The organism is Lelliottia sp. AC1, assembly GCF_023278595.1.
Taxonomy (GTDB): Bacteria; Pseudomonadota; Gammaproteobacteria; order Enterobacterales; family Enterobacteriaceae; genus Enterobacter; species Enterobacter nimipressuralis.
In genome coordinates this window covers 1682799-1709383 of record NZ_CP025699.1, presented here as the reverse complement: position 1 = coordinate 1709383, position 26585 = coordinate 1682799, and the positions used below count along the sequence as shown (strand labels likewise).

Below are 26585 nucleotides of genomic sequence, written 5' to 3'. Positions count from 1 at the left end.
TGAGGCGTCAGGACAAGAGCGCCGACATCATGTTGAGGAACCCCATGAAAAAGATTGTCATTGCTGCTGCGTTAGTTATCAGCGGCCTGCTGGTCGGTTGTAACCAGCTTACGCAATACAGCGTTAGTGAGCAGGAAATTAATCAGGCGCTGGAAAAACACAATAACTTCTCCAAAGATATCGGTGTGCCCGGCGTTGCCGATGCCCATATCGTACTCAATCAACTCGTCAGCCAGATTGGCCGCGAAGAGCCGAATAAAGTCACGCTCTCCGGCGACGCCAAACTGGATATGAACTCCCTGTTTGGCAGCCAGAAAGCGAACATTAAGCTGAAACTGAAAGCGCTGCCGGTCTTTAACAAAGAGAAAGGGGCCATCTATCTTCAGGAAATGGAGATCGTGGATGCCGAAGTGACGCCGGAGAAAATGAAACCGGTGCTGCAAACCCTGATGCCGTATCTGAACCAGTCGCTGCGGAACTATTTCAATCAGCAGCCTGCCTATGTGCTGAGCGAGGACAGAAGCAAAGGTGAAGCGCTGGCGAAGAAATACGCCAAGGGGATTGAAGTGAAACCGGGTGAAATTATCATCCCGTTTACGAATTAACCGAGAGGGCGCCGTGTGCGCCCTTTTTTTACACTGCTATTTAACGGAAATGTGTGCAAACGAAAACGTTTCCCCTTATGATTTGTGTCCGGCAAAAACAGCCATCCTTATGACTGATTCCTGATAAGCCGGAGCATATCAATGACTGCACATCCCCAGGTTCTGAAAATCCGCCGCCCTGACGACTGGCATATCCATCTGCGCGATGGCGACATGCTGAAAACCGTTGTCCCTTACACCAGCGAAATCTATGGCCGCGCGATTGTCATGCCTAACCTGGTTCCACCAGTCACCACCGTTGATGCCGCAATTGCCTACCGTCAGCGCATTCTCGACGCCGTTCCGGCAGGCCATGATTTTACCCCGCTGATGACCTGCTACCTCACCGATTCGCTCGACCCGAACGAAGTCGAACGCGGCTTTAATGAAGGCGTGTTCACTGCCGCCAAACTCTACCCGGCCAATGCCACCACCAACTCCAGCCACGGTGTGACCAGCACGGATGCCATTATGCCGGTCCTGGAACGCATGGAAAAACTGGGCATGCCGCTGCTTATCCACGGCGAAGTGACGCACCCCGACATCGATATTTTTGACCGCGAAGCGCGCTTTATCGAGACCGTGATGGAACCGCTGCGCCAGCGTCTGCAGGGGCTGAAAGTGGTCTTTGAGCACATCACTACCAAAGATGCTGCCGAGTATGTGCGCGACGGCAACGATCTGCTCGCCGCGACAATCACCCCTCAGCACCTGATGTTCAACCGTAACCACATGCTGGTCGGCGGTGTGCGCCCTCACCTGTACTGCCTGCCGATCCTCAAGCGCAATATCCACCAGCAGGCGCTGCGTGAACTCGTCGCCAGCGGTTTTACCCGCGCCTTCCTCGGAACCGACTCCGCCCCGCACGCGCGTCACCGTAAAGAGGCCAGCTGCGGCTGTGCGGGCTGTTTCAACGCCCCAACGGCGCTGGCCAGCTACGCCACGGTATTTGAAGAGATGGGCGCGCTGGAGCACTTCGAAGCCTTCTGTTCCCTGAACGGTCCACGCTTCTACGGCCTGCCGGTGAATGAAACCTTTATCGAGCTGGAACGCAAACAGAGCCAGGTCGTCGATACTATCGCCCTGACAGACGACACGCTGATCCCGTTCCTGGCCGGTGAAACCGTTAACTGGACGGTTAAACAGTAATTTTTTATCGCCCCCTGTTGTAAGTTCAATATAATGCCTGTATAAATACACAGTATATTACACAGGGGGCAATTATGCGTATCGAAGTGACTATCGCCAAAACAACCACTTTGCCTGCTGGCGCGCTGGATGCGCTGGCCGGAGAACTCTCCCGTCGCATCAACAGCACGTTCCCCGATCAAGAAGGGGCTGTCACCGTCCGTTACGCCTCCGCGAACAATCTTTCCGTCCTCGGTGGGGCAAAAGAGGATAAAGATCGCATTAGCGAAATCCTGCAAGAAACTTGGGAAAGCGCCGACGACTGGTTCATCACCGATTAATTCAAACTCCCTCATTGTCATTTTTTGCCGGGTCGCCCCGGCTTTTTTTATGCCGATTAAATAAGTTCAAATTAATTGCGTATCTTCTTAAAAAAACGTGAATAAGATGGCGTTTTATTGTTCAAACAATCCTAAAAAGCAGAAATTTAGGTTGCCGCCTGTTTATTTTTCCCTTCATATCCCTTATTTATTGATATACTGAAGTTGCTTCAGAAAAACACGCATTGAACCTCACAGTCGTTGTCTTCTCACACGTATTACGGGGGTTATGATGGAAAAGAATAATGAAGTCATCCAGACTCATCCACTTGTCGGATGGGACATCAGTACCGTAGACAGCTACGATGCGCTGATGCTGCGTTTGCACTACCAGACCCCGAATCAGCCTAGCCGTGAAGAAGCGGAAGTTGGACAGACACTGTGGCTGACCACAGATGTCGCCCGTCAGTTTATTTCTATTTTAGAGGCAGGCATTGCCAAAATAGAGTCTGGCGACTACCAGGAAAATGAGTATCGTCGGCATTAATTTTATGCCCTACATTCACTCAACAGGCACCTAAGGGGTGCCTCATTTATTTCTCCCTTGAATAAGCCTTTCATCTTATTTACTCTGCAAACTTAAGTCCTGGTTTAAGAGATTCTCATGAAATACGACTTGATTATTTTAGGCAGCGGCTCCGTCGGCTCTGCTGCGGGTTATTACGCAACCCTTGCTGGCCTGAACGTCCTGATGATTGATTCCCACCTTCCTCCGCATGCTGAGGGGAGCCATCATGGCGACACCCGCCTAATCCGCCATGCCTATGGCGAAGGCGAGCGCTACGTTCCGCTGGTACTGCGGGCGCAACAACTCTGGGATGAATTATCAGCCCTGACCGAAGATAAAATTTTCGAGCGCACAGGCGTGGTGAATCTCGGTCCTGCGCACTCGGAATTCCTGGCGAACGTGGAGCACAGTGCCCGCGAATTCAATCTCGACGTGGAGCGCCTCGACGCCGCCGCCGTCATGAAACGCTGGCCAGAGATCACCGTTCCCGAGGATTACATCGGGCTCTTTGAAGCCAACTCCGGCGTACTGCATTGCGAAACCGCCATCAAAACCTGGGTCTCCCTCGCGGAAAAAGCGGGCTGTGCTCAGCTCTTTAACTGCCCGGTCACGGCCATCCAGCATAGTGACGACGGTGTTACCGTTGAGACGCCGGAAGGGCCTTATACCGCCTCCCGCCTGCTGGTCAGTGCCGGGACATGGGTCACGAAACTGATGCCTGAGCTGCCGGTTCAGCCGGTGCGTAAAGTCTTCTCCTGGTTCCAGGCCGACGGGCGTTTCAGCACCCAGAATAAATTCCCGGCCTTTACCGGCGAGCTGCCGAATGGCGATCAGTTTTACGGCTTCCCGTCTGAAAAAGACGCGCTCAAGATTGGTAAGCATAACGGCGGGCAGATCATCTCCTCCCCGGAGGAGCGTGAAGCGTTCGGTGCTGTGCCGGGCGATGGTTCCGAGGCGTTCAACTTCCTGCGCAATGTGCTGCCAGGCGTCGGCGGGCTGCTGTACGGTGCCGCCTGTACGTACGACAACACTCCGGATGAAGATTTCATTATCGATACGCTTCCGGGCCACGACAATACGCTGCTGATCACCGGGCTAAGCGGACACGGGTTTAAATTCGCCTCTGTGCTGGGTGAAATCGCCGCTCAGTTTGCGCAGGGCATCACTCCGCAGTTTGATCTGGCCCCCTTCTCTCTCGCGCGTTTTGGCGGATAATCCTCTTTTCAGGCTCCGACCCGTCGGGGCCTTTCTCTTTATATCGTCGGGCAGAGATAATGCGCAGGATCTTTGATTATCTGGTAAACAATATTCGCGAGCATTTGATGCTCTATATTTTTCTATGGTCAATGCTTGCCATCATCGATGTTATTTATATTGTATTTTTCTGAAAAGACACGCTGACGATAATTGACAATACTTTATATTACCTTAATCTGGCCGCAAATATTTTGATTGCCACACAACCCCAGAAAACCCTTTCCCACCTAAGAACAGCCACTTAAACACGAATGAATTGAATCAGAATCGCGTAACATAATCAAAAATATTGAAATAGAAAAATGAATATTCCTAATGCTTAAATATCAGTTGCAATAAACCTTTTCACAGGCCATTTTTACTCTTCAAATTAATTAGGGATGGTCATCATTATGCAGCTGCGTAATTCTTCTGCACGCTATGGAATAATATCCATGTGCTTGCACTGGTTAATTGCTCTCGCGGTTTATGGCATGTTCGGCTTAGGGTTGTGGATGGTGACGCTAAGCTATTACGACGGCTGGTATCACCAGGCGCCTGAACTGCACAAAAGCATTGGTATCCTGTTGATGATGAGCCTGGTGGTCCGTATCGTCTGGCGTCACATTTCCCCTCCTCCACCGGCGCTAAAAAGCTACAGCAAATTGACGCGACTGAGCGCCATCGCCGCTCACATCGCCCTGTATGGCCTGCTGTTTGCCATTTTAATTAGCGGGTATCTGATTTCGACCGCCGACGGTAAACCGATCAGCGTCTTTGGTCTCTTTGAGGTTCCGGCCACGCTGGCGGATGCCGGTTCCCAGGCCGATCTGGCGGGCCAGGTGCATCTCTGGCTTGCCTGGGGCGTCGTGATTCTTTCTGTCCTGCACGGCCTTGCGGCCCTTAAACATCATTTCATCGATAAAGACGCCACGCTCAAGCGCATGCTGGGCCGATCGTCTGTAGACTCTGGAGCATAAAATGAAAAAACACCTGCTGGGTATCGCGTTAGGTTCTTTGGTATTTGTCACAGGCTCCGCCGTGGCCGCTGATTACAAAATTGATAAAGAGGGCCAGCACGCCTTCGTGAATTTCCGTATTCAGCATCTGGGCTACAGCTGGCTGTACGGCACCTTTAAAGATTTCGACGGCACTTTTACCTTTGACGAGAAAAATCCCGCCGCAGATAAAGTGAATGTGACCATCAATACCAACAGCCTGGACACCAACCACGCAGAGCGTGATAAACATCTGCGCAGCGCGGATTTCCTCAACGTGGCGAAATTCCCGCAGGCGACATTTACCTCAACGGAAGTGAAAAAGGATGGCGATGATCTGGATATCACCGGCAATCTGACCCTGAACGGCGTGACGAAGCCTGTCACCCTCGATGCGAAACTCATTGGTCAGGGGGATGATCCGTGGGGCGGCAAACGCGCTGGCTTTGAGGCTGAGGGTAAAATCCGTCTGAAAGATTTCAACATCACCACCGATTTAGGCCCGGCATCGCAGGAAGTGGATCTGATTATTTCTGTGGAAGGCGTGCAACAGAAGTCCTGATAAAAAAATCCCGGCCGCATTTTGCGCCGGGATTTCTCATTTATTCCGGGTCAGGGATGCCCAGTTTGGTATTCAGACGACCACGCGATTTATTGAAAATCTTGTTGCCGTTTTCTCGCCCTGCGCGACGACGACGTTGCTCTTCTTCAGGCAGTACGCTCTCTTCGCTACACAGCTCACTACAGCAGCCTCTGAACTTCTCGGCACAGCTCGGACACTGAATAAACAGCAGATGGCAGCCGTCATTTTTGCAGTTGGTGTGGGTGTCACACGGCGTACCGCACTGATGACAGTGCGCGATCACATCTTCGGAGATGCGCTCGCCCATACGCTCGTCAAAGACGAAGTTCTTACCGATAAAACGCACCGGCAGGCCCTGCTCACGCGCGCGGCGGGCGTACTCAATAATCCCGCCTTCGATATGCCAGACTTTATTGAAACCGCTGTGTTTCATAAAGGCGCTGGCTTTTTCACAGCGAATTCCGCCGGTGCAGTACATCACAATTTTTTTATCTTTGTGTTCCTGCATCATCTCCACGGCTTTCGGCAGCTGCTCGCGGAATGTGTCGGCCGGGATTTCCAGCGCGTTTTCGAAATGGCCTACTTCATATTCGTAGTGGTTGCGCATATCGATAAACACGGCATCAGGATCGTCCAACATGGCGTTCACTTCTGCCGCTTTCAGATATTCGCCGACATCAGCGGCGTTGAACGTCGGATCGTCGATGCCGTCGGCCACGATGCGCTCACGCACTTTCATGCGCAGCACCCAGAAGGATTTCCCGTCATCATCGAGGGCAACGTTCAGGCGCACGTTGTTGAGAGCGGGATCAAAACCATAAAGAAAATCGCGGAAGGCGTTTACTTTACTTTCTGGCACGCTGATCTGCGCGTTGATCCCTTCATGGGCCAGATAAACGCGGCCAAATACCTTCAGCGCTTCAAAGGCTTTATAGAGTGCGTCGCGGGTGACCTGCGGCTCTTCAATGGTAAAATATTTGTAGAATGAGATGGTTACACGCGCTTCGGTTTCCGCCAGCATGCGTGCTTTCAAGGTCTCATTCGAAATGCGGTTGTGTAACACTGGCATGGTGTACGGTTCCTGCAATCGTTAAGAGAAAGAAAATCGGCGGCATCATATAGCATACAATGAGAATTTACATCCCCACATTTTGCGCTACATTTCCCTCATCCAGAAAATAAAGTAGCAACAATTGCTGCAAAAGCGTTCATTTGGCGCCCTTTCGTTTTGGTTATGTATTTAAAAAATGCGAGAATGCTGGCATAAGGACGAAAAAGACAGGAAAGACATGACCCGATTACCTCAGTTTTCAACGGCGTTGCTTCATCCACGTTACTGGCCAACCTGGGCCGGCATCGGCCTTTTATGGTTGCTGGTGCAACTTCCCTATCCGGTGATCTATCGCATCGGTTGCGGTCTTGGTCATCTCGCTCAGCGCTTTATGAAACGACGCGTCAAGATTGCGAACCGCAATCTGGAACTTTGTTTTCCAGACATGGGCGCACAGGAGCGCGAGCGGATGCTGCGCAAGAATTTCGAATCTGTCGGCATGGGTCTGATGGAAACCGGAATGGCCTGGTTCTGGCCCGACAAACGCATGGCGCGCTGGTTTGACGTGACCGGAACGGGCATGGAGCCAGTGCATACCCTGCAGGCGGAAAAAACCGGCGTGTTGCTGATTGGCATTCACTTCCTGACGCTCGAAATAGGCGCAAGGATGTTTGGCATGCAGGCTCCCGGCATCGGCGTCTATCGCCCGAACGATAATCCGGTGATCGATCTTCTGCAAACCTGGGGCCGTATGCGCTCCAATAAGAGCATGATCGACCGTAAAGACCTCAAAGGGATGATCCGCGCGCTGAAAAACGGCGAAGTGATCTGGTATGCCCCTGACCACGATTACGGCAAGCAATCCAGCGTGTTCGTCCCATTCTTTGCCGTTCAGGAAACGGCGACCACCACCGGTACCTGGATGCTGGCCCGGATGTCTAAAGCCGCCGTTGTGCCTTTTGTTCCGCGTCGTAAACCAGACGGAAAAGGCTACGAGCTGATGATGCTTGAGCCAGAGCGCACACCGCCGCTGGATGATGCAGAAACCACGGCCCGCTGGATGAACGGCATCATTGAGCAATGCATCATGCACGCGCCGGAGCAGTATATGTGGCTGCATCGCCGCTTTAAGACGCGTCCACAAGGCATGCCTTCCCGCTACTAACTAACCTCCATGCGGTCGTTCAGGCCGCATCGCTTTTAGCTTTAAAAGCCCTTCGCATTGCAGCAATCATCCCCCAGGCGCATAATTAGCAAGCTTACTATCGTCTTTTATCGCAATGCGGAATGCTATGTCGCCCTCAGATGCCCCCATAAACTGGAAACGTAACCTCGTCGTGGCCTGGCTCGGCTGTTTTTTAACCGGAGCCGGATTTAGCCTGGTGATGCCTTTCCTGCCGCTGTATGTCGAGCAACTCGGCGTGACGGGCCATAGCGCACTGAATATGTGGTCCGGTCTGGTTTTCAGTATCACTTTCCTGTTCTCAGCCATTGCCTCCCCTTTCTGGGGCGGGCTTGCCGACCGCAAGGGGCGCAAGATCATGCTGCTGCGTTCTGCGCTCGGGATGGCGATTATCATGGTGCTGATGGGGATGGCGCAGAATATCTGGCAGTTCCTGATCTTGCGCGCGCTGCTGGGCCTTTTAGGTGGATTTGTCCCTAACGCTAACGCCCTTATCGCCACACAAATTCCTCGCCATAAAAGCGGTTGGGCGCTCGGCACCTTATCGACCGGCGGCGTCAGCGGCGCACTGTTAGGCCCGCTCGCCGGGGGGCTGATGGCCGATACCTACGGATTGCGCCCCGTGTTTTTCATCACCGCCAGCGTGCTCTTTGCCTGCTTCCTGCTGACGGCGTTCTTTATTCGCGAAAACTTCACGCCGGTGTCGAAAAAAGAGATGCTGCATGCGCGCGATGTCATCGGCTCGCTGAAAAACCCGAAGCTGGTGTTGAGCCTGTTCGTGACGACGATGATTATCCAGGTGGCGACCGGATCGATCGCCCCGATTTTGACGCTGTACGTGCGCGAACTGGCCGGGAATGTCAGCAATATCGCGTTTATCAGCGGCATGATTGCCTCCGTACCGGGCGTTGCGGCGCTGCTGAGCGCACCGCGTCTCGGGAAGCTCGGCGATCGTATCGGCCCGGAGAAGATCCTGATTGCCGCGCTGGTGATCTCGGTTCTGCTGCTGATCCCGATGTCCTTCGTCCAAACGCCGTGGCAACTCGGCGTGCTGCGCTTTTTACTGGGCGCCGCTGACGGCGCACTGCTTCCGGCAGTGCAAACCCTGCTGGTCTACAATTCGACAAACCAAATCGCCGGGCGAATCTTCAGCTATAACCAGTCGTTTCGCGATATTGGTAACGTCACCGGCCCACTGGTCGGGGCCGGGATCTCCGCCAGCTTTGGCTTCCGCGCGGTCTTTATTGTGACGGCAAGCGTCGTGCTCTTTAACGCCATTTACTCCTGGTGGAGCCTGGCCCGCGCCTCGCGGCCTGCCCTGAATGCATCCTCCTGACAACTTATTGCCCCATTCATACTTGCAAAATCAGAGAATCAGCTATTCTTTCCCTGAACACCACTGCGAATCACAGGGAGAAACCGATGACCATGTATGCCACGCTGGAAGAAGCGATTGATGCCGCCCGTGAAGAGTTCCTCGCCGACAACACCAACGTCGAGGAAGAGGATGCGGACATCCAACAACTCAATATCCAAAAATATGTCCTGCAGGATGGCGATATCATGTGGCAGGCCGAATTCTTTGCAGACGAGGGGGAAGACGGTGAATGCCTGCCCGTGCTGAGTGGTCAAGCAGCTCAGGCGGTGTTCGACGGTGATTATGAAGAGATCGAGCTGCGTCAGGAGTGGCAGGAAGAAAACACCCTCCATGAATGGGATGAGGGTGAGTTTCAGCTTGAGCCTCCGCTGGATACCGAAGAGGGGCAAACCGCAGCGGATGAGTGGGACGAGCGTTAATCAGCCCTATTCGTAAGGGCCGTGCTGGGCGTCGATGGGCAGTAACAGCGTGTCGAAGACCAGCGAGAACGGCAGATCGATAATCGTGACATAACGCCATGCGGAGTCACGAACGTCCCATTGCACACCGGGATAATACTGGTTGCCATGGCCCTGACCGGGAATGGTACGGCTGATAATGCTGCCGCAGCCGCTGAGCAGCAGCGCCATCATCACCACGATGAGTATTCGCATTCAAACCTCATATAAAAAAATACCGGCCTTGGCCGGTATTTTTATTTTCGTTCGGCTTACTTCGCCTTCAGGGCCAGCGGGTTCAGCTTTATCGTCGAGTAGTAGTTCACCCACGAAGAGTATCTCTCCGGAGAGGACCATACGCGGTAGTGCAAACGCGCCATTGTCACGGGATCGCTTAACAGCACCAGACGGCGGTCGCGGTTCAGTTTTTCCGGCGTTTCGTTGAGCGCCTGCTCGATGTGGCGATCGCGGGCGATCTCCAGCACCTGGCTTGCACGGTGACGCGCCGTTGCCATTGCGGTGGCCAGGGCGTTAAACGACGGGTTAAACACCGCGTGAATAAAGCCATCGTCCAGCGAGCGGCTGCGGTTCATTGCCAGATACTTGTCGGTATCCACCAGCACCTGCGGCGGGGAGTACTCTTCCGGGATCAGGAACAGTTTCCAGCGTTTGGTACGTAACCCTACCGTTGAACGGCTGGAAATCACGGAGACAAACGGCGACAGGATCAGCGAGAACACAATCGGCGCCAGCCAGAACAGGAAGCGTAAATCCAGCCACGCCATTCCGGCAGCCCACACCAGACCCAGCAGCATCTGCGAGCCATGACGCATAAAGGCTTCGCTCCACGGCGTGGAGTCATCATCACGCTGCGGCGAGTTCCAGACCACTTCCCAACCCAGGAACGCGCTGACCACAAACACCGTGTGGAACAACATACGTACCGGGGCCAGCAGCACGGAAAACAGCACTTCGAGCAGCAGGGAAAGCGTCACGCGACAGAAGCCACCAAACTCTTTCGATCCTTTGCACCAGATAAGAATGATACTCAGCAGCTTAGGCAGGAACAGCAGCACCATGGTTGATGCAAACAGCGCAATTGCCAGTTCAGGACGCCACTGCGGCCATACCGGGAACAGCTGGCGCGGTTGCAGGAAGTACTGCGGTTCGGTCAGGGCATGGACAACCTGAAGTGCGGTCGACAGGGCCAGGAACATAAACCACAGCGGCGCAGACAGATAAGACATGACCCCCGTCAGGAAAACGGCGCGGTGAACCGGGTGCATCCCTTTGACCAGGAACAGACGGAAGTTCATCAGGTTGCCGTGACACCAGCGGCGGTCACGCTTTAACTCATCCAGCAGGTTCGGCGGCAGCTCTTCATAGGAGCCAGGCAGATCGTAGGCAATCCACACGCCCCAGCCTGCTCGGCGCATCAGCGCAGCTTCCACGAAGTCGTGAGACAAAATGGAACCTGCAAACGAGCCTTCGCCCGGCAGCGGTGCCAGCGCACAGTGTTCGATGAACGGCTGTACACGAATAATGGCGTTGTGGCCCCAGTAGTGGGATTCACCTAACTGCCAGAAGTGCAGACCGGCGGTAAACAGCGGGCCGTATACGCGGGTGGCAAACTGCTGACAGCGCGCATACAGCGTGTCCATACCGGAGGCTTTCGGCGATGACTGAATGATCCCGGCGTTCGGGTTCGCTTCCATCAGACGCACCAGGCCAGTCAGACACTCACCGGTCATCACGGAGTCGGCGTCCAGCACCACCATGTAGCTGTACTGATTACCCCAGCGGCGGCAGAAGTCATCGATGTTACCGCTTTTACGCTTCACACGACGACGGCGGCGACGGTAGAAAATCTGCCCTTCGCCCTGCACTTCCGCGATGAGTTCCATCCACGCTTTTTGCTCAGCCACGCAGATGTCCGGGTTGTAGCTGTCGCTCAGGATGTAGACGTCGAAATGCTCGGCGTTGCCGGTCGCCTTTACAGACTCCCAGGTCGCGCGCAGGCCCGCGAATACGCGGTCAACGTCTTCGTTACAGATAGGCATGATCAGCGCAGTGCGGTGCTCGGGATTTAAGGCTTCATCCCCGACCGTCGACGCTGAAATGCTGTATTTGTCACGCCCCATCAGCAGTTGCAGGAAGCCCATCAGCGCGGTCCAGAAACCGGCGGAGACCCAGCAGAACAACACCGCAAACAGCAGGAGGATCCCACTTTGCAGAATGTACGGCAGGAGCTGCATGAAGGAGACCCACAGATCCTGTCCTACCATGTCGGCCGGATTGATCAGCGCCCAGCCCTGATAAGGCAGGATGGTTTTCATGTACCAGGTGGCGACCACGGTTTGCGCCAGGGTCAGAACCAGCAGGGTGTAACGACGAAGGGTGCCGACGGTACGCCACTTCTGCTCAGACGCCTGCTGTTCTTTGGTCAGGCGAGACAAATAGCGCGGTGCCACATCGCGACCGCGAAGACGATCCCAGAAGCGGCCCACCGGGTTGGTGCGCCACGGGTCCGGGAACATGGAAGAGCGCGTCGCTTTCGGCATAGCCTGCAGCTGGGTGCGCCCTTCATCGTCTTTAACCAGCTGCCCTTCTGCCAGCGAATCCGGCCAGGCCTGCTCCAGACGCGCCTTGACGGATCCCAGTGGCGTATCGTCATCACGATTAAATTCGTGATGCTCGCCATCCAGCGCGGTATGAACCGCGCGGATGTCGCTCTTAGGCAGCGCCGCTTTCTCAATATCTGTCAGCGGCATGGCATCGATATATTCAGATGTATTATTCATTGGCAGGTAGCTGATAGCTCCAGGTTTCACTCAGCGGCTGATCGGCATTGACCAGCGCAGCGCGCATTTCAGTGGTCTGTTTAGGATCTTTCACTTTTACGCGCAGGGTTAAACGCCACCCTTTAGTTACCGGGTTGTAACGCACGGTGCTCTCAACGATTTCACCATTGTCACCGATGCTGGTTTGCGCCGTGACAGGCGTATCCGGCGTCAGTTTTTTCATATCCTGACCGGCGAAGTCGACCACAAATGCCACGGTGCCATCAGGCTGGCGAATGAGATTCGACTGCTTCACATCGCCCGTTGAGCGACGCGTCTGCATCACATACGCGTTGTCCGGCGCATGCAGTTTGTCTTCATCGCGGCTGAAGGTGATGGTGTACTTGAAGTTCATCTCTTTGCCGGCTTCCGGCAGCTGATCCGGCGTCCAGTAAGCGACGATGTTGTCGTTGGTTTCATCGTTGGTTGGAATTTCAACCAGCTCGACTTTCCCTTTACCCCAATCCCCTTTCGGCGTGACCCAGGCGCTTGGACGCAGATCGTAACGATCGTCGAGATCTTCAAAGCGAGAGAACTGACGACCGCGCTGGAGCAGACCAAAGCCCTGCGGGTTTTCCATCGCAAAGCTGCTGACCGCCAGGTGTTTCGGGTTGTTCAGCGGACGCCAGATCCACTCGCCGTTGCCCGCAAGAATAGACAGGCCGTTGGAGTCGTGCAGTTCCGGGCGGAAGTTGGTCGCAGGAGAGGGCTGGTTCGGCCCGAACAGGAACATACTGGTCAGTGGCGCAACGCCCAGTTTGCCCACTTTGTCGCGCAGGTAAACTTTGGACTGCACGTCGATAACCGAGTCACGACCTGGAATGATCACAAAACGGTAGGCACCGGTCGCACGCGGGGAGTCCAGCAGTGCGTAGATAGTCAGGCGTTTGTCCGTCGGTTTTGGACGCTCGATCCAGAACTCACGAAAACGCGGGAATTCTTCACCCGACGGCAGCGCCGTGTCGATTGCCAGACCACGCGCAGAGAGACCGTAAACCTGGCCGGAACCGATCACGCGGAAATAGCTGGCCCCCAGCATGCTGACAATTTCGTCGTTTTTATCTTTGCTGTTGATGGGGTAAAGCACTTTAAAGCCTGCAAATCCCAGGTCTTTAACGGTGTCTTTATCGTGTTTCACATCGCCAAAATTAAAATAATCTGGGTTGTACTTGATCTTACGCACCGCAGTGGCCGTCACCTCATTGATGGCAACCGGGGTGTCGAAATACATACCCTGATGATAAAACTCAAGCTTGAACGGGGTTTTAATGTTGTTCCAGTACGCTTTATCGTGATTGAACTGGATCTGCTGATAGTCCGCATATTTCATGTCGCGGAAAACGGAGGGCAGGTTACTTTTTGGCGCCTCATAGCCTTTGTCGGCCAGCGATTTTGCCTGTTTTGCGACATCATCGATGGAAAAAGACCATGCAGAAGAGGTATACAGTGACAACAATACTGCTGCACCTAACCAACGCATTTTCATCATTTGTGGTTTATGTTTCATAATAAGTAAGCACTTCCCCCTTTGTGTGCTTAATTCGATCCGATCCATTTTACTGGAAATTCAGGCAATCCGACAACATTATCACTGCTTTGTTCAGCGGCTGGCTCATGGATTAAGCAACGAGAAGAACCCACTCTTCACTTTGCGTGCTTATCCTGGAGACAGGGTGTCGGTCTTGGTGTAGGGTTGGCTTCGAATGTAACCACTATTAGCCTTATGGATAAGGCGAAAAGTCTGAGAATGCACAAAGTTATATGACCACTGTACCTGTACAACGTGAATATTTCCTCGACTCGATCCGGGCATGGCTGATGCTATTGGGGATCCCATTTCACATCTCACTGATTTACTCCAGCCACACCTGGCACGTTAACAGTATAGAGCCCTCATGGTGGCTGACACTGTTTAACGATTTTATTCACTCCTTCCGCATGCAGGTGTTCTTCGTCATTTCTGGCTATTTCTCCTACATGCTGTTTTTGCGCTATCCGATGAAGCGCTGGTGGAAAGTGCGCGTCGAGCGCGTCGGCATTCCGATGCTGACCGCCATCCCGCTGCTGACACTGCCCCAGTTCATCATGTTGCAGTACGTAAAAGGCAAAGCGGATAACTGGCAAAATCTGTCGCTGTATGAGAAATACAACACCCTGGTTTGGGAGCTGGTTTCGCACCTGTGGTTCCTGCTGGTGCTGGTGGTGATGACGACCGTGAGCCTATGGATTTTCAGCAAGTTGCGCCGCCATCTTAGCCGACATCACGAATCGCATTTCCCCCACCTCACCTATGGCAAGCTCTCCCTGCTCTTCCTGGTGCTGGGTATCGCTTACGGCGCGATTCGCCGTATTCTGTTTATGGTTTATCCGCCAGTACTGAGCGATGGGCTGTTTAACTTCGTCGTGATGCAAACCCTGTTCTACATCCCCTTCTTTATGCTGGGTGCGCTGGCGTTCATCTCACCGAAGCTCAAAGCGCTGTTCACCACGCCATCGCCATGGTGCGCCGTCGGTTCAGCCCTGGCATTTGCGGCCTATCTGCTCAATCAGCGTTATGGGAGTGGCGATGCGTGGATGTACGAAACAGAAAGCGTGATTACGATGCTGCTGGGGCTATGGATGGTGAACGTGGTCTTTGCGCTGGGGCATCGCCTGCTGAACTTTAAATCCGCGCGGGTGACCTATTTCGTCAACGCGTCGCTGTTTATCTATCTGGTTCACCATCCGCTGACGCTCTTTTTTGGTGCATATATCACCCCGCACATTCGTTCTAACGCATTAGGCTTTTTCACCGGTCTGGTGTTTGTAGTGGGGATTGCCATCCTGCTGTACGAAATTCATCTGCGAATTCCCCTGCTGCGTTTCCTGTTTTCCGGTAAACCACAAAACAAAGCGGAGAGCGTCAAAGCTGCTTAACGTCCCCGTCGCGCCGGGCTTCCGGCGCGTCTACAGCAGCCACTCCACCGGCAGCCACCAGGCGAGCCGCACCAGCACCCGCTGCCAGAAGCGCGTTTTCGGCTCTTTCTTGAGGACAATCTCATCGCCCTCTTTTTGCTCCACCCAGTTTAAACGCCCGAATTTATCCAGCCGGATTTGCCACGCCTCATGCTGACGACTTTTCAGAAAACGTCGGTGGATCAGGCGCGCCAGGGTTTCGCTTTCAATGACAAACCCCATTTCGGTGTTCAGCATCGTCGAGCGCGGATCAAAATTCAGCGAGCCGATAAACACTTTTTCGTTATCAATGCTGAAGGTTTTGGCATGTAAGCTTGACCCGGAGTTCCCCGTCAGGCCGCGGTCCCGAAGGCCTGGGACAAAATCCTGCGTCGGTTTCAGTTCGTAGAGTTCAATCCCGTGACGCAGCAGTTTTTTGCGCCAGCGGGCATACCCCGCATGCACCACCGCCACATCGTTTGCCGCCAGTGAATTGGTAAGAATCGCGATTTTGACGCCCTTGCGCACCATTTGCAGCAGTAGCGCGACGCCGGCGCGGGTCGGGACAAAATAGGACGAGATAATATCGATCTGTTCCACCGGCGAGCCCATAACATCCAGCAGACGCTGTGGCAGCAGGGAATGGCGCTTCGCCCGCCCTAGCCCCTTACGCGGATCATCGCTGAGCAGACGAGTTTTCGCCCAGATAAGCGGCAAATTGCGCGCTTCAAGCCGGGTGATGAACTGGCTGGACTCGAGTTTATCCAGGTACCGCTGGGTAATGTCATTCTGATACCACTCTTCCGGCGGATGGAGACGCATTTCAATCTCCTCCTCCGACAGCTCAAGCACCTGCTTCAGGGGCGAGACGCAGGCGCTGTTCCAGTAGCGTTCGAAATCGTCCGTGACATCCGCCACCACAGGCCCGATGGCCATCACATCCAGATCGGAAAAGAGCGGCGCCTCCCCTGCCCCAAAATAGGCATCCCCGACATTTCGGCCCCCCACAATGGTCGCTTCACCGTCGACGGTGAAACTTTTATTGTGCATTCGGCGGTTAAGTCGGGCGAAATCGGTGAGATAACCCAGCGCGCGCAGGGTGCGGAAAGAGAAAGGGTTAAACAGCCGGACGTCGATATTGGGATGGGAATCAAGCAAGCGCAGGATAGCATCCAGTCCCTGCGTATTGTTGTCGTCAAGCAAGAGCCTGACCCGCACGCCGCGCGATGCCGCAGCGAGTAGCACGGAAAACAGCAGACGCCCCGACATATCGTCTTCCCAGATGTAGTACTGCACATCCAGCGTCTTCTCGGCCATTTCTGCAAGCCTGTAGCGGCAGGCAAACGCGTCCAGGCTGTCATCCAGAGGAAGCAGCCCACACATCCCCGGATGTTCGGCATTGACGGGCGCGATAGCACGCCCGAGTCGCGTGTTATGCGTCGAGATCCTCTCCTCGCTGGGTAAGGAGTCGTTGGTAAAGTCGGGCATTTTCGTCATCATAGCAAACAAAGTATACCCGTTCCGGTAACGGCTTGCGGGTGAGATAGTCTGAAACCGTCGTCACCGCGATGGCCGCCGCAGCAGCCTTGGGAAAACCGTAGACACCGGTGCTGATCGCCGGGAAGGCGATAGTTTGATAGCCATTGGCGGCCGCCAGACGCAGACAATTCAGATAGGCATCTTCCAGGCTTCGCGCCTCATGATGCTCTCCGCCCTGCCAGATCGGGCCTACCGCGTGAATAACTGCTTTGGCAGGCAGATCGCCTGCAATCGTAATCACCGCATGTCCTGGCGCTAACTCACCCTGCTGCTGACGAACAATTTTACAGGCTTCCAGCAGCTGTGGCCCGGCGGCACGATGAATGGCACCGTCGACACCGCCACCGCCCATCAAGGATGGATTGGCGGCATTGACAATGACATCAACGTGCTGCGTGGTGATGTCCCCGAGGACAACTTCAATGTGCGGTCTCATATCTAACCCTCTACTACCGATCTCTTTGTTAAGTGTATAGCAGCGGTCAGTTGGGAAGAAGTAATTGATAAGAAAAGCCCTCCGGTCGTGAAACGGGAGGGCTCTGGCCTAGCGATAGTTGACTAATAACACTGCCAACGTTTTTTCCGGATTGATATATTTCATACTTACCGTGGCGACATCTGGGTAAGGGTTATGTCCCCGCAGGGCATCACCGTAACTTACCTGGGTGGTTTGCACGCGTCCTTCGTGCGGGCATGACAACGCAAACTGATTATGCTGTGGTGAAATCTCACACGGGTCTTCCACAATCGACCCGTTAAAATGAATCACACCGCCGTTAACCGTGGTTGCAGCTAATGCTGGAGTCAGTGCCGATAAAACAACAATACCTGCTGAAATAATACTTTTTACTATGGACGCTGCCATGGTTGGCTCCTCAATGAGAAATCATCCTTGAGGGGTCACGCATTCCTTATTCAAATCATAGAAACATTCATTGGGAACCGCCAAATTATCCAATATATTGATTTCGTGAATATTTCATTCAGAACCCGGCCATTGTTGCGATAAATGAAGCGATTGCCCGTCAGAGACATTAACGACAATTCTCACGGAATCTTTAGGGTTAATATTCAGACTCAGACGGGTTAAATCGATCGGTTGATTCGCGGGAATAGAGAGGGTGCTGCGCTGGCTAGACGTACTTTGTCCCCCAAGCCCTTCCCGAGAAGAAATAATTTGCACCTGACACACGCAGGGTTCAGTCAAAATAACCTGAGGAATGATGGTGGTCATATCCCCGTCGTGGGTGGTTTTAAAGGTGATCTGGCTCGAGAGCGCAGCAAGGAGTAATAAGGTGTGCATGATAAACTCCCGAAAAAAAACAGGGCAAATGCCCTGTTTTTTTGTAGTACAGATTCGAAATTAATACTGATGCGCAGTCGCGTTGTTGCCGAAGCCAACCTGATGCACAGTTACAGTTGACCCGGAAGCGGTCTGGTCCACTGCCGCGCCGTTGCCGCCGCCGAACTGTTTAACACTGATGGTGGAGTCTTTACTGTTCCACTGATCGAGGGTTGCGCTGTTACCAAAGCCTTTCTGCAGCAGGTCAATGGAACTGTCATCAGAACCTTGTCCTACATCAGCACCGTTACCGCCGCCGTGCTGAGTAATAGTCAGGTCAGAATTTTTAGCGTCAGTTTGCAAGGCAACAGCTGAGTTGCCGCCACCGTACTGGTAAATGCTCAGAGTTGAGTTCGGGCCGCTATTACCGCCACCCCAACCACCACCGCCGCCGCCATATTGTGGAACCGCACCAGCCAGAGCACTGCCAGAAACTACGATTGCTGCAATTGCTGCCACTTTGAAAAGTTTCATGGTAAACCCCCATCGGATTGATTTAAGTCGTCGTAAATAGTCAGCGTTGGATAACGCGAATTGCCATTTGCGACTGTCTCTGTACTACAACTGCTGTTTTTTGCGTACCATACTGGGTAATATTCGCTTTGTTACCCGAGCCTTTCTGGATAATCATCGCGGTATTACCAAAAGCCCCTTGCTTAATACTCGCATCATTGCCGTTGCCGGACTGATCGATATAAGCGAGGTTATAAGTCCCTGATTGATCAACTTTCGCTCGGTTGTTCCCGCCATCCTGAGAAACAACGGACAGTAATTTAGAACCGCCCTGGCGAACGTCAGCATTATTACCTGAACCTTGTTGACCAATAATGGCTGCCTGATTATATGAAGACTTGCTTAATTCATTAATCGCGAAGTTATATTCCGAGACTGCCAAATCCGGACCTGCCGCGATCGCTAACCCAGGCGCACCCAGTAATGTAAACATCATAAATAACGTTCTGTTTTTCATGTTGTCACCTGGACCTGGTAATAAATAAATGGCTTGGTGTTAACGCGATTCGTTTTTTGTTAACGCCGCGTTACGATGAAGAGTATGTCTACCGAAACAATTTAAATATCTCACCCGCGAGTGTTATTTTTATTTAATGGGTCACCTCAAAGTATTAATTAATGCCAAAATTACCAGTCGGCAGCGTAAGTTAGTTTTTTAAATATTATTTTTACAGCCTGTTTGCGCTTCGTTAAGGAAGCGCTTATCGCCCCCGTCGCGTCTGCCCTTCGCGCTTCGCCGACAACATTCCGCGACACCTCTGTCACAAGACGTACGATTTCTTAAGAGCTTTCTGTTAGCATGCAAAGTCTTAGACTTTTCATCTCACTCATACCTGTTACGAGTAAACACAAAATAATCAATTGATATTAAAATCAACTGATTGCAATAATTTGTATGATTTTTAAAATGTGTGCAGCATTATTATCATGTACAACTTTTTTATCATTACTGAACTTTTAAAACGCTTCAAATTCACAAATTAATATCAATTTTTACATTCCGTTACACCATTAACACTTGATTTAAAAATCGTAATAGCTAGATTGAAATCAGCAGTACGAATTATTTTTAATATTTACCTCCTCCTGGAGGTTATGGTCTGATTCTACACACAGCAGTGCAACATCTGTCAGTACTTCTGGTGTCCCCCGAATATATCGGGGGACAGCTGCCAGGTGTTATAAAAAAGTGGGGTTTCATCATGTTTAATGAAGTCCATAGTTTACATGGTCATACATTACTGTTGATCACAAAGCCTTCTTTACAAGCGACAGCCTTATTACAACATTTGAAGCAGTCTCTGTCATTGAACGGGAAATTGCACAATATTCAACGTTCTTATGATGATATTGCTCCTGGCAGCATCATTCTCTTCGATATGATGGAAGCTGATAAAAAGCTTATCCATTACTGGCAGGATAACTTAAGCAGGAAAAACAATAATATCCGCGTGTTATTATTGAATACACCTGATGAGTATCCTTTCCGGGATATTGAAAGCTGGCCGCATATCAACGGCGTCTTTTACGTCACTGAAGACGAGACGCGTGTGGTGGAAGGGTTGCAGGGTATTTTGCGTGGAGAGTGTTACTTTTCACAGAAACTGGCCAGCTACCTCATCACTCACTCCGGAAATTATCGCTATAACAGTTCAGAGTCGGCTTTGCTGACGCATCGCGAAAAAGAGATTCTGAATAAATTACGCATTGGTTCTTCAAATATTGAAATCGCCCGTTCGTTATTTATCAGCGAAAATACAGTGAAGACACATCTCTATAATCTTTTCAAGAAGATAGCTGTTAAAAACAGGACTCAGGCTGTTTCATGGGCAAACGATAACCTCAGGCGTTAATAACATGAAACGCACGTCGAGTTGGATCGCGGCAGTCGGCTTTCTGCTCGCTGCCGGAAATCTTCACGCTGTTGAAGTGGAAGTGCCCGGATTATTAACTGACCACACCGTCTCATCTATCGGCCACGATTTTTATCGGGCATTTAGCGACAAATGGGAAAGTGATTATCCTGGCAACTTAACAATCAATGAGCGACCCAGTGCTCGATGGGGAAGCTGGATCACCATAACGGTTAATCAGGACGTGGTGTACCAGACATTTTTATTCCCAACGAAAAGAGACTTTGACAAAAACATCAGTTTTGCACTGGCACAAACTGAAGAAGCGGTAAATCGTCTGCAAATCGATAAGGCTCTACTGAGCACTGGCGATTTAGCAAAAGATGAATTCTAGCGATATTAATCTCCGGAGGCTGTAATGCGTCTCGCACACACAGTGATTTCGTTAATGCTGATTGCACCGTTAAGCTGGGCCGGGAATATGACTTTCCAGTTCCGTAACCCAAACTTTGGTGGCAATCCAAATAACGGGGCTTTTATGCTCAATGAAGCCCAGGCCCAAAACTCCTATAAAGACCCCAGCTATAACGATGACTTTGGTATTGAAACACCGTCTGCACTGGATAACTTCACTCAGGCTATTCAGTCGCAAATATTAGGTGGCTTGCTCACGAATATTAATACCGGCAAACCAGGCCGCATGGTGACCAACGATTTTATTGTCGATATTGCCAATAAAGACGGGCAACTGCAGCTGAATGTGACCGACCGGAAAACGGGCAAAACGTCCACCATTCAGGTATCGGGTCTCGCAACCGATTCAACTGATTTTTAAACAACCACGAAATAAGGACAACAATCATGCAGCGCTTACTGATTCTTGTTGCAGTGTGCTTATTGAGCGGTTGTTTAACTGCTCCACCTAAAGAAGCCGCTAAACCCACGCTGATGCCCCGGGCGCAAAGCTATCGCGACCTGACGCATCTGCCGGCACCGACCGGTAAGATATTTGTCTCGGTTTATAATATTCAGGATGAAACGGGCCAGTTCAAACCGTATCCGGCAAGTAACTTCTCGACGGCTGTTCCACAAAGTGCCACCGCCATGCTGGTGACTGCGCTCAAGGATTCACGCTGGTTTATTCCTCTGGAACGCCAGGGGCTGCAAAACCTGCTGAACGAACGCAAAATCATTCGTGCAGCACAGGAAAACGGCACCGTTGAGGTTAATAACCGCGTACCGTTGCAGTCGCTGGTTGCCGCAAACGTTATGGTTGAAGGCTCGATTATCGGCTACGAAAGTAACGTGAAATCGGGCGGTGTTGGGGCGCGTTATTTCGGTATCGGAGCGGACACGCAGTATCAGCTCGACCAGATTGCCGTCAACCTGCGCGTGGTTAACGTGAGCACCGGTGAAGTGCTGTCATCGGTCACCACCAGCAAAACGATTCTCTCCTATGAAGTTCAGGCCGGTGTCTTCCGCTTCATCGACTACCAGCGTCTGCTGGAAGGTGAAATCGGCTACACCTCGAATGAACCGGTGATGATGTGTCTGATGTCGGCCATCGAAACAGGGGTTATTTTCCTGATTAACGACGGGATCGATCGTGGACTGTGGGATCTGCAGAATAAAAATGACGTGAAAAATGAGGTGCTGGTGAAATACCGCGAAATGTCGGTGCCTCCAGAATCCTGATTCAGAAAGCACAACGAAAAAGCGAGGCGCTAAGGCCTCGCTTTTTTATTTGCTCAATACCGTGCCGTTTTCCTGCGCCCGCTCTCGCCGGGCCGCCAGCCACAGTCCGCTGTTTTTCATCGCGTAGCCAAACACCAGTCCCAGAAGGAGCGACGGAATAATCATTTTCCAGTCGCCCTGCCCGGCAAAGGTCGCGCATGCGCCAATGAAAGTTCCAGGAACAAAAGAGAGCAGCAGGTGTTTTGCCTGAATGCACATCAAAAAAGCCACTACGCCGGTCATCATATAGCCGACGATCTCAAGATGCGGCGCAAGCGCGCTGCCGTGCATGATAATCAATGCCCAGACAACGCCGCTCATCATGGTGCAGCCCGAGATAAACAGCCCTTTCAGTCCGCCCTGCGGACAGGCGAAGTAGGCGGTACAGCCGAGGAAACCCGCCCAGCTGAGCAGTCCCAAAGACACGGCAACCCATCCCCAGATTCCGGAGAGGATCCCTGTCGTAATGGCAATGGAAAGTAATATATTCATGGCGCGCATCTTATCAGATACGCGCCAGTGAAATGAGATCACGAGCACATTTTGTTCAAATCAAAATGTATCGTTACATTGAATATGTGATTTAAATCACTCTTCGTTCTCTTCCTGTAATTCGTCCCACATGGCGGAGATCGCTTCACGGGTCAGCGGTGCCATGGTGCGCCAGAAAGGAGATGTGGCGTGGGCTTCAATCTTACCGAGGAAAGCACCGCACCAGGGGAGAATGTAATCGCCAAACAGCGTTTCCAGAGCTTCGCTTTCATCTTCACCGGCGTGATCTTCAATCCACGAGGCCGCCAGCAGCAGCGTGCCGATATGGTCGGCAGGCGCATCGCTCAGGGGCATACCGCGCTCGGAGAGGAACGCGCGCACTTCAGATTCCGTCGCCCCCTCTTCCCAGGAAGAGCGATACGGTGAAACGCGCCCCTCTTCGCCCACAAACAGGGCGTTGTAATCCGCCGAAATCTGCTGCATATCGCAGCTCTTTTGCAGGCGTTGCAGTAGCTCGTCCTGCTCCAGCGGCCAGTTGTCCGCGAGCTTACCTTCGCGAATCAGCGTAAAGAGCGGAACCAGCAGCGGATCTTGCGGCTGGCGATAGTACAAGGTGCCCAGTACGCGGCAAAGGATTGAAAACTCGTTCATTTATTTATTCCATGACTGTATTAAAGTTCAGCAAATTCAGCGATCGGTGGCATGCCACGCGATTCGAGGAAATCCAGCATCCGACGCGGGGTAACGTTAAGAATACGCTCTTCCGGGAACCCGACTTCATTCAACACTTTCCGGCACTCGCCAAATTCCCCCAGCGTAAAGGCGGTGTGGGAATCAGAGCCCAGCGCCACCATTCCACCAGCATCACGCACCGCCGCCGCCACTGCACGACAGTTAGCTTCGCTGCCAATGCGCGAGTGGGTAAAGGAGGAGTTATTGATTTCCAGCGCCACGCGGTGTTTTGCCGCCGCCTGGGCGACCGCCTGAATGTCGATTGGGAATTTCGGGTTGCCAGGGTGGCTGATAATGTGGACGTTGCCGCTGGCAATCGTCGCGATCATCGCCTGAGTGTGGGTCTCTTTATCCTGAGGAGCAAACACCGGCTCATGAAAACCGGCGATAATCAGATCCAGAGAGGTGAGCATTGGGCCAGTACAGTCGATCTCGCCGTCCGTATTTTTAATGTTCGCCTCGATGCCGCGCAGTATCCCCACGCCATCCACCAGACGAGGCCAGATGCGCATATTTACAAAGTGCCAGTAGTGCGGCGCATCAGCCATATCCGGGCCGTGATCGGTGATCGCAAAAAGCGTAATCCCTCTCAGTTTGGCTTGCGCGATGTAGTCATGAAGGGTGCTGTACGCGTGGGTGCTGGCGACGGTGTGCATATGCAGGTCTACGGGATACATCTCTCTCTCCTCTGATGTTTTACCCCAAGGATAGCAGGTATACCCGGCGAATATCAGCAAAAACCCGGCAAAAGCCGGGTTGCGGTTAGTAGCCTCGCTGCCTGTCGACCTGTCCGGTCGCGGCTTTCCCCTGCTCCAGTAGCGCTATCGTGCGGGCGATGTAATCCACGGCTTCTGCCGGGCGGGTGACAGCGGCAATATGCGGCGTCATCGCCACGCGCGGATGCGCCCACAGCGGGCTCTCTTCCGGCAACGGTTCACGGCTGTAGACATCCAGCATCGCCCCTTTCAGCTTACCGCTGTCGAGCGCGTTAAGCAGATCCGCTTCCACCAGATGCACGCCGCGCGCCAGGTTCATCACATAGCTTTGATCCGGCAGTTGGTTCAGCAGATCCTGATTGATAATCCCGACCGTCTCTGCCGTATTTGGCAGCAGGTTGATCAGCACGCGCGTCCCTTTCAGGAAGGCCGGCAGTTCGTCATGACCGGCAAAGCTCTCCACGCCAGGATAGGTCTTTCGCGTGCGACTCCAGCAGCGCAGCGGGAATCCCCACGGCGCAAGGGCTTCCGCCACTTTTGAACCCAGCACGCCCGCACCCAACAGCCCGACGGTAAAATCTTCGCGCTGATAATCGGCTAACGGTTCCCAGCGCGATTGTTGCTTCAGCGCCTGATAGTCGTCAAAACGGCGGAACCAGTGCAGAACCTGGCTCACCGCGTATTCCTGCATTTGCTGGCCCATCCCGGTATCTTCGAGGCGGAACAGGGGAATATGTTCTGGCAACATTTCCGGATGCGCTTTTAATTTGCTCAGGATGGAATCCACGCCCGCGCCGAGGGCGAAGACCGCTTTCAGATTGCGCCCCTGCAACATCTCCACCGGCGGATGCCAGACGAGCGCATAATCCGCATGTTCGTTATCACCCCGCTTCCATTCACGCACGCGCGCGCCCGGAATGGCTGTCGACAGCGCCTTAATCCAGTAAGGGGTAACAAACGTCGGGTGGTAAAAGATGATATCCATAAATGACTCCTGCTTTTTATTGCGATGTTTTATATGTGTTTTCAAGAGGATTATCAGGATAACAAATATTGCGCAGGGTGTGTTGATGATAAAAAAAGCGCTTTCAGCACATTCAGGAATCACATTGCTGAAACTTTATCTAAACACGCCAAATAACTGAAAAAGTTGATTGACGGCGATGCCCCTTTTACTTACATTAGCGCCCGTCCCAGCAACAACGGGATGACAATACGGTGAGGTGTCCGAGTGGCTGAAGGAGCACGCCTGGAAAGTGTGTATACGGCAACGTATCGAGGGTTCGAACCCCTCTCTCACCGCCATATTTGAAGAAGAGCTCGCATGAAAATGCGGGCTTTTTTTTCGTCTGTCGTTTGGGTCTACTCCTCGACAATCCGCGCGTATTCTTCGGCCAGAAAATCCACCAGCGTGCGCACAGAAGGCAACAGTCCGCGCCGCGAAGGATACACGGCGTGAATGACTTCCCGCTGCGGCTCCCACTCGCTCAGTACCCTGACCAGCTCACCGCGCGCCAGCTGCTCCTTGACCATTAAAACCGGTAACTGGACCACGCCGACACCAGCCGATGCCGCTTCGCGCAGCGCCAGCATATCAGAGGTGATATAACGCGGCGTAAAGTGGATCTCCGCCTTCGCGCCCGCAGGCCCGGTCAGCGCCCATTTGTGAACCTGCTTGCCCGCCCCCATGCTCAGTCCGGGCCACTGGCTGAGTTCAGCAGGCGCGGTCGGTGTACCCAGCCGTTCAATCAGCTGCGGGCTCGCCACCAGACAGTGACCGCGATCGGCGAGCACACGCAAGACCAGATCGCTATCGTCAAAAGGCCGTGGCCTTACGCGAATTGCCACATCAATCCCCTCCGCCACCACATCCACGCGCCGGTTGGTGGCTTCCAGCTGCAGATTCACGCCCGGATAGCGGACCATAAATCGCGCCAGCATCGGGCCAATATGGACATGTAGCAGCGTAACCGGACAGGTTATGCGCACCATTCCGCGCGGCTCTGCCTGTAAAGCGGCAACAGCCTCCTGCGCCGCCTCCGCTTCCACCAGCATCGCTTTGCAGTGCTGATAAAAGGTATGGCCGATGTCGGTGACGGTAAACTGCCGCGTGGTGCGCTGTATTAATCGCACGCCCAGCCGCTCTTCAAGCTGCGCAATACGACGGCTGAGGCGGGATTTTGGTAAATCACAGGCCCGTCCTGCTGCGGCAAATCCGCCGTGGTCCACCACTTTCACAAACCACGCAAAATCATTGAGATCCTGCATTTCGCCTCCATCGTCCTGTTTATGGAACAGTGAGCATTAATTTCACACTCTACCGGGTTATTAATGTCGAATATAAGCTAATACACATCAACCGAA

31 protein-coding genes and 1 tRNA gene are annotated in these 26585 nt (G+C 52.9%); 17 read left to right on the top strand and 15 right to left on the bottom strand.

Annotated elements, in window-relative coordinates; genetic code table 11:
- Window positions 1–44 precede the first annotated feature (44 nt).
- The 8 genes from C0560_RS07950 (at window position 45) to C0560_RS07915 (ending at window position 5456) form a co-directional block, all read left to right on the top strand.
- Entirely contained in the window at window positions 45–605 is a 561-nt protein-coding gene (locus tag C0560_RS07950; protein ID WP_100780612.1) for a lipoprotein, read from the top strand.
- A gap of 141 nt (window positions 606–746) precedes the next feature.
- Window positions 747–1793 (top strand): dihydroorotase, encoded by a 1047-nt coding sequence (gene pyrC, locus C0560_RS07945; RefSeq protein WP_102105549.1) that lies wholly within the window; start codon window positions 747–749, stop codon window positions 1791–1793.
- 74 nt (window positions 1794–1867) lie between these two features.
- The gene (gene dinI, locus C0560_RS07940; protein WP_100780614.1) at window positions 1868–2113 is read left to right on the top strand and encodes a DNA damage-inducible protein I; all 246 of its coding nucleotides are present in this window, start codon (window positions 1868–1870) and stop codon (window positions 2111–2113) included.
- Window positions 2114–2384: 271 nt separating this feature from the next.
- A complete protein-coding gene (bssS, locus tag C0560_RS07935; protein WP_095281565.1) occupies window positions 2385–2639 on the top strand; it encodes a biofilm formation regulator BssS in 255 nt (84 codons plus the stop codon).
- Window positions 2640–2756: 117 nt separating this feature from the next.
- Window positions 2757–3875, top strand: coding sequence for an N-methyl-L-tryptophan oxidase (solA, locus tag C0560_RS07930; protein WP_248859949.1), 1119 nt, complete (start codon window positions 2757–2759; stop codon window positions 3873–3875).
- Between the two features lie 59 nt (window positions 3876–3934).
- Window positions 3935–4048, top strand: a complete 114-nt coding sequence (locus tag C0560_RS07925; protein WP_100780616.1) for a YceO family protein — start codon at window positions 3935–3937, stop codon at window positions 4046–4048.
- A 261-nt stretch (window positions 4049–4309) separates the two neighbouring features.
- Window positions 4310–4876 (top strand): cytochrome b, encoded by a 567-nt coding sequence (locus C0560_RS07920; RefSeq protein ID WP_102105598.1) that lies wholly within the window; start codon window positions 4310–4312, stop codon window positions 4874–4876.
- Window position 4877: 1 nt separating this feature from the next.
- Entirely contained in the window at window positions 4878–5456 is a 579-nt protein-coding gene (locus C0560_RS07915; RefSeq protein WP_102105551.1) for a YceI family protein, read from the top strand.
- A gap of 40 nt (window positions 5457–5496) precedes the next feature.
- On the opposite strand, the gene C0560_RS07910 is transcribed toward C0560_RS07915, so the two are convergent.
- The gene (locus C0560_RS07910; RefSeq protein ID WP_100780618.1) at window positions 5497–6546 is read right to left on the bottom strand and encodes a rhodanese-related sulfurtransferase; all 1050 of its coding nucleotides are present in this window, start codon (window positions 6544–6546) and stop codon (window positions 5497–5499) included.
- A gap of 220 nt (window positions 6547–6766) precedes the next feature.
- Here C0560_RS07910 and C0560_RS07905 point away from each other — a divergent pair, with 220 nt between their 5' ends.
- From C0560_RS07905 to C0560_RS07895, 3 genes are all read left to right on the top strand, one after another.
- A complete protein-coding gene (locus C0560_RS07905; RefSeq protein WP_100780619.1) occupies window positions 6767–7693 on the top strand; it encodes a Kdo(2)-lipid IV(A) acyltransferase in 927 nt (308 codons plus the stop codon).
- A gap of 127 nt (window positions 7694–7820) precedes the next feature.
- Window positions 7821–9047 carry a multidrug efflux MFS transporter MdtG gene (gene mdtG / locus C0560_RS07900; protein WP_100780620.1) on the top strand — a complete coding sequence of 409 codons (1227 nt, stop codon included), beginning with the start codon at window positions 7821–7823 and terminating at the stop codon, window positions 9045–9047.
- Between the two features lie 86 nt (window positions 9048–9133).
- Window positions 9134–9508, top strand: coding sequence for a MysB family protein (locus C0560_RS07895; protein ID WP_100780621.1), 375 nt, complete (start codon window positions 9134–9136; stop codon window positions 9506–9508).
- Between the two features lie 6 nt (window positions 9509–9514).
- Here C0560_RS07895 and C0560_RS07890 read toward each other — a convergent pair whose 3' ends face one another.
- The 3 genes from C0560_RS07890 to mdoG are packed head-to-tail and all read right to left on the bottom strand — an operon-like array spanning window position 9515 to window position 13855.
- Window positions 9515–9742, bottom strand: coding sequence for a YceK/YidQ family lipoprotein (locus C0560_RS07890; RefSeq protein ID WP_100780622.1), 228 nt, complete (start codon window positions 9740–9742; stop codon window positions 9515–9517).
- A 56-nt stretch (window positions 9743–9798) separates the two neighbouring features.
- Entirely contained in the window at window positions 9799–12327 is a 2529-nt protein-coding gene (gene mdoH, locus C0560_RS07885) for a glucans biosynthesis glucosyltransferase MdoH (protein WP_123429114.1), read from the bottom strand.
- Entirely contained in the window at window positions 12320–13855 is a 1536-nt protein-coding gene (mdoG, locus tag C0560_RS07880) for a glucans biosynthesis protein MdoG (protein ID WP_100780903.1), read from the bottom strand. Before mdoG ends, mdoH begins: the two co-directional genes overlap by 8 nt.
- Window positions 13856–14127: 272 nt before the next feature.
- Here mdoG and mdoC point away from each other — a divergent pair, with 272 nt between their 5' ends.
- Window positions 14128–15282 carry a glucans biosynthesis protein MdoC gene (mdoC, locus tag C0560_RS07875; protein ID WP_123429115.1) on the top strand — a complete coding sequence of 385 codons (1155 nt, stop codon included), beginning with the start codon at window positions 14128–14130 and terminating at the stop codon, window positions 15280–15282.
- A gap of 30 nt (window positions 15283–15312) precedes the next feature.
- On the opposite strand, the gene C0560_RS07870 is transcribed toward mdoC, so the two are convergent.
- From C0560_RS07870 to csgB, 6 genes are all read right to left on the bottom strand, one after another.
- Window positions 15313–16797: a phospholipase D family protein gene (locus C0560_RS07870; RefSeq protein ID WP_248860261.1), complete on the bottom strand. Its 1485-nt coding sequence runs from the start codon at window positions 16795–16797 to the stop codon at window positions 15313–15315.
- On the bottom strand, window positions 16733–17275 hold the full coding sequence (gene ymdB, locus C0560_RS07865; protein ID WP_100780626.1) for an O-acetyl-ADP-ribose deacetylase: 543 nt from the start codon (window positions 17273–17275) through the stop codon (window positions 16733–16735). Before ymdB ends, C0560_RS07870 begins: the two co-directional genes overlap by 65 nt.
- A 108-nt stretch (window positions 17276–17383) precedes the next feature.
- Window positions 17384–17704: a type 1 fimbrial protein gene (locus C0560_RS07860; protein WP_100780627.1), complete on the bottom strand. Its 321-nt coding sequence runs from the start codon at window positions 17702–17704 to the stop codon at window positions 17384–17386.
- Between the two features lie 114 nt (window positions 17705–17818).
- On the bottom strand, window positions 17819–18142 hold the full coding sequence (csgC, locus tag C0560_RS07855) for a curli assembly chaperone CsgC (protein ID WP_100780628.1): 324 nt from the start codon (window positions 18140–18142) through the stop codon (window positions 17819–17821).
- Between the two features lie 60 nt (window positions 18143–18202).
- Complete coding sequence (csgA, locus tag C0560_RS07850) at window positions 18203–18655, bottom strand: curli major subunit CsgA (RefSeq protein WP_100780629.1); 453 nt, start codon at window positions 18653–18655, stop codon at window positions 18203–18205.
- 40 nt (window positions 18656–18695) lie between these two features.
- Window positions 18696–19151 carry a curli minor subunit CsgB gene (csgB, locus tag C0560_RS07845; protein ID WP_100780630.1) on the bottom strand — a complete coding sequence of 152 codons (456 nt, stop codon included), beginning with the start codon at window positions 19149–19151 and terminating at the stop codon, window positions 18696–18698.
- 745 nt (window positions 19152–19896) lie between these two features.
- Here csgB and csgD point away from each other — a divergent pair.
- The 4 genes from csgD to csgG are packed head-to-tail and all read left to right on the top strand — an operon-like array spanning window position 19897 to window position 22242.
- Complete coding sequence (csgD, locus tag C0560_RS07840; RefSeq protein WP_100780631.1) at window positions 19897–20547, top strand: biofilm master transcriptional regulator CsgD; 651 nt, start codon at window positions 19897–19899, stop codon at window positions 20545–20547.
- Window positions 20548–20551: 4 nt separating this feature from the next.
- Window positions 20552–20941 carry a curli production assembly/transport protein CsgE gene (csgE, locus tag C0560_RS07835; protein WP_100780632.1) on the top strand — a complete coding sequence of 130 codons (390 nt, stop codon included), beginning with the start codon at window positions 20552–20554 and terminating at the stop codon, window positions 20939–20941.
- Between the two features lie 24 nt (window positions 20942–20965).
- A complete protein-coding gene (gene csgF, locus C0560_RS07830; protein WP_102105558.1) occupies window positions 20966–21382 on the top strand; it encodes a curli production assembly/transport protein CsgF in 417 nt (138 codons plus the stop codon).
- A 26-nt stretch (window positions 21383–21408) separates the two neighbouring features.
- The gene (gene csgG / locus C0560_RS07825; RefSeq protein ID WP_100780634.1) at window positions 21409–22242 is read left to right on the top strand and encodes a curli production assembly/transport protein CsgG; all 834 of its coding nucleotides are present in this window, start codon (window positions 21409–21411) and stop codon (window positions 22240–22242) included.
- Between the two features lie 45 nt (window positions 22243–22287).
- On the opposite strand, the gene C0560_RS07820 is transcribed toward csgG, so the two are convergent.
- From C0560_RS07820 to ghrA, 4 genes are all read right to left on the bottom strand, one after another.
- Window positions 22288–22773, bottom strand: coding sequence for a DUF1097 domain-containing protein (locus tag C0560_RS07820; RefSeq protein ID WP_206732568.1), 486 nt, complete (start codon window positions 22771–22773; stop codon window positions 22288–22290).
- Window positions 22774–22869: 96 nt separating this feature from the next.
- Window positions 22870–23424: a molecular chaperone gene (locus C0560_RS07815; RefSeq protein ID WP_123429118.1), complete on the bottom strand. Its 555-nt coding sequence runs from the start codon at window positions 23422–23424 to the stop codon at window positions 22870–22872.
- A gap of 20 nt (window positions 23425–23444) precedes the next feature.
- Window positions 23445–24182, bottom strand: a complete 738-nt coding sequence (locus C0560_RS07810) for a phosphatase (protein WP_181827595.1) — start codon at window positions 24180–24182, stop codon at window positions 23445–23447.
- A gap of 85 nt (window positions 24183–24267) precedes the next feature.
- A complete protein-coding gene (ghrA, locus tag C0560_RS07805; RefSeq protein ID WP_248859948.1) occupies window positions 24268–25206 on the bottom strand; it encodes a glyoxylate/hydroxypyruvate reductase GhrA in 939 nt (312 codons plus the stop codon).
- 232 nt (window positions 25207–25438) lie between these two features.
- Here ghrA and C0560_RS07800 point away from each other — a divergent pair.
- Window positions 25439–25526: transfer RNA gene (locus C0560_RS07800), tRNA-Ser, on the top strand.
- Between the two features lie 57 nt (window positions 25527–25583).
- Here the strand turns inward: C0560_RS07800 and C0560_RS07795 are convergent.
- Window positions 25584–26489 (bottom strand): LysR family transcriptional regulator, encoded by a 906-nt coding sequence (locus C0560_RS07795; protein ID WP_107703893.1) that lies wholly within the window; start codon window positions 26487–26489, stop codon window positions 25584–25586.
- Window positions 26490–26585: the final 96 nt, after the last annotated feature.